This window comes from Candidatus Cardinium sp. cBcalN2 (assembly GCF_022810445.1).
GTDB lineage: Bacteria > Bacteroidota > Bacteroidia > Cytophagales > Amoebophilaceae > Cardinium.
In genome coordinates, this window is record NZ_JAACGD010000083.1 from 1 (window position 1) to 4,350 (window position 4,350).

At 34.8% G+C, this 4,350-nt stretch carries 5 protein-coding genes; 4 read left to right on the plus strand and 1 reads right to left on the minus strand.

Going from position 1 to position 4,350, the window contains the following annotated elements:
* The 3 genes from MUW74_RS02450 to MUW74_RS02460 form a co-directional block, all read left to right on the plus strand.
* Positions 1-1,011: ankyrin repeat domain-containing protein (locus tag MUW74_RS02450; protein WP_243553050.1), on the plus strand; the 1,011-nt coding region annotated here is incomplete at its 5' end.
* A 346-nt stretch (positions 1,012-1,357) separates the two neighbouring features.
* On the plus strand, positions 1,358-2,431 hold the full coding sequence (locus MUW74_RS02455; protein ID WP_243517993.1) for a hypothetical protein: 1,074 nt from the start codon (positions 1,358-1,360) through the stop codon (positions 2,429-2,431).
* 452 nt (positions 2,432-2,883) lie between these two features.
* The gene (locus MUW74_RS02460) at positions 2,884-3,210 is read left to right on the plus strand and encodes a hypothetical protein (protein WP_243553051.1); all 327 of its coding nucleotides are present in this window, start codon (positions 2,884-2,886) and stop codon (positions 3,208-3,210) included.
* A gap of 108 nt (positions 3,211-3,318) precedes the next feature.
* Here the strand turns inward: MUW74_RS02460 and MUW74_RS02465 are convergent, their stop codons facing one another.
* Positions 3,319-3,471, minus strand: a complete 153-nt coding sequence (locus MUW74_RS02465) for a hypothetical protein (RefSeq protein WP_243519275.1) — start codon at positions 3,469-3,471, stop codon at positions 3,319-3,321.
* A gap of 96 nt (positions 3,472-3,567) precedes the next feature.
* On the opposite strand from MUW74_RS02465, the gene MUW74_RS02470 reads away from it, so the two are divergent.
* Positions 3,568-4,017, plus strand: coding sequence for a hypothetical protein (locus tag MUW74_RS02470; RefSeq protein ID WP_243519272.1), 450 nt, complete (start codon positions 3,568-3,570; stop codon positions 4,015-4,017).
* Positions 4,018-4,350 lie beyond the last annotated feature (333 nt).

Here is a 4,350-nt window from a genome sequence, read left to right on the forward strand (position 1 = left end):
AAGCAAGCGCAGGAAGCAAAACCACTTAATCATCGGACTCCGAATGAGGATCCACTTTTTAATTACGCTACAGATCCCTGGTATACATCGAAACGATTTATTGGGAGTTTAATAGTGGGAGTAGGTCTAGGTATTATTGGGACTACAGTATATTTATTAGGAACTGACCCTGTGGTAATACAAAACGACAACTTTATAGGAAATCTAACGACAGCTATAGAAAATACCACAGTAACAACACCAGAAAATCTGTCAAACAGCATAACATATACTACAGCTTCTGTATGCTTAGGCTTATTGAATATGGCAAATATGACAGGTTTAAGCTTACTATGGAACCGCAATAGCTCGAATAATAATTGTGCTAATCCTTCAGGATTCAGACAAGTCACCTCTACAACACCTGTACCAAACCACCCCGAAGACTTACTTACTAAGTGGCAGGCTGCTAGTTGTGTTCAAGATCCTATGGTTTTAGATGAAGAGATCAGACGTGACCTTATGGAGCATAACGATGATAAAACCAGGCTAAAATATTGGGTTACTGAGAAAGGTTTAAGTATCAATGCAAGGGATCAAGTAGGGACCCCTCTATTATCGTACTTGATGTACAGTAGAAATAGTGATCTATCTGATTTACAATTTGCAATAGATCAAAACGTTGATTTAAATATACAAGATTGCAACGGCAATACAGTATTACACAGAGAGATATTGGAATGCCATGACGATAGGGTTGTTTTCTTATTAAAGAATGGGGCAAACCCCGTGATAGAAAATAAGAGGAAGCATACGCCACTATTCTATGCAAAAAGATTTTGTGATGAATTTATTATAGAACAAGTAACAGAAGCAGCAGAAAAATGGGTTTCGGCACATCCTAAGCAGAAACGTGAAATTAGTCACCCGTTTATTGCACCAACCTTAGCTGCATACGAGAAAAATTCTAAGCAAAGTCAGAAAAAGTTCAGCACGCGACCATACAAAAAATCCAGACAACGCAAAAAGTAAGATGCGAAATAAGTATAAATGTCTACTAGAAACGCTTAAACAAGCATCCATATTTTTTTAATTAGGTATTAAAGCAAAAATTTCCATAGTATTTCAAATATCTATTTAAATGTATTGATTTTTATTGCATTATGTTTGCATTTCTTTTTTTTTTTTTGTTAGTTACATGAGTGAGAAGTAAGTAAATATTTAGTCTCCATTACTGCTCATCAAAAGGAAAAAAAGGCCTTAGTTAGAACATTAAGTAGGCTTGGTAATATAGATGGTTCATATGTTAAACTATTCATTGCCTATCTCAGGCCTGCTTAGTAGTGTTTATAGCACATACAGTTAAACAATCAATACTATGAAAACAAAAAAAACATACACACGTTGCAGGGTAGGTCTATTCATCGGCTTATTAAGTTTCCATACCTTATCTTCTTGTGTCAATATAGGGAGAAGATTAGGTATAGCTTGCTTGGAGTCAGAAGAAGCAAAGCAAAAAAAGAAAAAAGAGAACAACTTTCATAAGAAAATAAAGCAAGCGCAGGAACAAAACCTACTCAATCATCAGCCTACTAAAAAGGATCCAAATTATAATTTCGTTAAAGAACCTTGGTATAAATCAAAACTAGGTATTACGGCTTTAGTGTTGGGAACAACCACTTTCCTATCAATTGGAACTGCATGGCTTTATTTATGGTCATCAGAAACTAACCCTGTGCTACAGGAAGGCCTGATCAGAAACTACATCGGTAATGGAACGACAACAGAAGTAATGAATAATGTAAGCACAACCGTAAGCTCTATAGGAAACACTATAAAAGATTTAGTAGCTCCTGGAATGGTCGCATTAATCAATGGAACGGCTGCAGTAGCAGCTGCAAAGGGACTTTCAAATCTAAACAAGTGGAATGTAAGTGATAATAGCGGTACTGTAACGCTTCCGAGCATCGATTTGGATAAATTGGATAAGTTGTATGGAGGGAATATGTCAATAGATTGTAGTCCATTTAAGATTGATGATCCGGATGCTCTAGATAAGGAAGTTGCGCTTGACATTGAGGCAAATAACTTTTCGGTAAACAGTATGAAATGTAAGTTTAGTCAAGGCTTGCATATAGATGCCACGGATACACACGGTACTACCTTATTAATGGGAGTATCAGGCTTGCATAATTTACCATCAGTTGAATTTCTCGTAGCGGAAGGAGCAAATGTGCATGCACAAGATAAGGTTAAAGGCAGTACACCTTTACTTTATGCATTAAGCGGTAAATCTCTCGATCAAGCTCAAGCTCAAGCTACTGTTGACCATTTAGTACAACATGGTGCAAGTCCGTGTGTAAAAAACACGGATAATAGACCGAGTTATCATGATATAAAACCATTTATGAGTAATAAGAAACTACTACAAGACTATAAGAAATGTTCCTAGTATACTATTGAACAATTTCTTCCTTGATTTCGTCCACTGGTACGTAGTAATTTTTATTTTACTTTTTGCTTGATTAAAAAGTGGACAAAAAATCAAGCCCTAGCTCAAAACTTCTGAAAAGTGGCTCTTACAGCCAGGAAAACAAAATCCGCTTTTCAATCTGGATTTCAACTACTTTACAAAAGTAAAAATATAGTACTAACTTTTACAATTATTTTACAACACTAAAACGATTAATGTGTAATCAAATTATTTTTTTATTTTTTTTAAAATTTATCAATAGCATATTTTTTATATTATGCCTGATTAAGTTTTATTTATTTTAAGACTTAGTTTTTATATACTAAGCAAATTTACAAGCTCTAAATATTAATATTATAAACTGTTTATGGCGGTAAATTATCTTGCTTACTAGTTGTTATAACATACAATTAACTGATTTAATCAAAATTATGAAACATATATATATACAGAACAAGTCACTTTTGTTTACTGGACTATTAACGTTAGGTGCTCTATCCTCTTGTATCAATACAAAGCCAACACTGCGTGTCAAGGACAAGCCTGAAAAGACTAACTTTGGTACCAAAAAGATACTACAATATACTGCTGGTGCTTTTGTGGGGGCCGCAGCAGTAGCAGGAAGTTTGTATGGGGCTTATAATGCTGTTGAACGCAATGCATACAATAAGGGATACAATGATGGAGCTAAAAGTTGCAATCAACCATCCAATATCAATAATACAAATCGAGCAACCTTGAACGTCAAGAGGCCGTAGGCCAAACATCGATATAACTTTACTTGTTAGCCATTACTTGTTAGCCATTGTTATAGGGTTAGTATTAAGGACGGAAAATATATAGGTTATAAAATATAGAGTTTGTCACTATAGTATAGGAGGACTATGTACAAACAGTACAATTGTTTCTCCTAGCAAATAGGTACGTTCAGCATCCCCCTTACAGTTGACTAGCAAAGCAGCCTGCTTGAAACTTGTAAAAAGACTAAGTTCTTTTTTTAGCGCTATAAAAGATAACATAGATAGACTTTTTATCGAGTTTTTTGATTCTCTCAAATTTTTTGTAAAAAATTTTGAGAGAATGTTTTATTTTCCAGTTTTTTAAACAGATCTACTATGAAAAAAATACATATACAACATATGCGAGCTTTATGTGTCTTGGTGCTAAGCTTAGGTACTTTATCTTGTTGTATTTCTACAAGAAGCTCGCTATCCATGAATTCTACTTCTAGTCGACATCTGGGTAATCTGCAAACAGAACAAGACAATAATCTGCTAGATATAAACAATAGTTTTAGTCAGCACCTTCCTAATTCGGAGCAAGAACAAGACGGTAATAACAGTAGCTTCCAAAGAACTAGATTTAGCTGGATAATGTCCCCTATTATTTCAATACTGCAACCAGTAGCAGCAATTAGAAGAGAGTCTTTGATAGACATAGCAGGAGAATTAGTTCTTGCTTGTACTGCAACTTACTATGCAAGCTATTATATAGGTGATCATATAGCTTATTATGTAGGCTATGCTCATGGCTACATTCAAACATCATTAGAGAATTTTTACTAATTATCTGAGATTCAGCTACAGGATGCCCTATGAGGCATCTTGTAAATAATGCTTATATGCCAATATCATAAACGGAAAATAGCGTCAATTGAAAGAATCAGGTGATTAAGAAAGTTATTTTAAAAATAGTTTTATTTTCACTTATCTATTCAGCACTATCGTGGGGGCTGCTTATAAAAGTGTCTCTTGTAAAAAATTGTCTTCAGAACGTAGGGCTTATAGGTGAAACAGAAAAACAGTTTGTTTAAAGCCCGGGTAGCGGGCAAGTTCTGTTTTTCTACCTGTAAGTGTTACGTTCAACAACTTTTGTAGCAGTTCAGCGCAGTGGCAAAG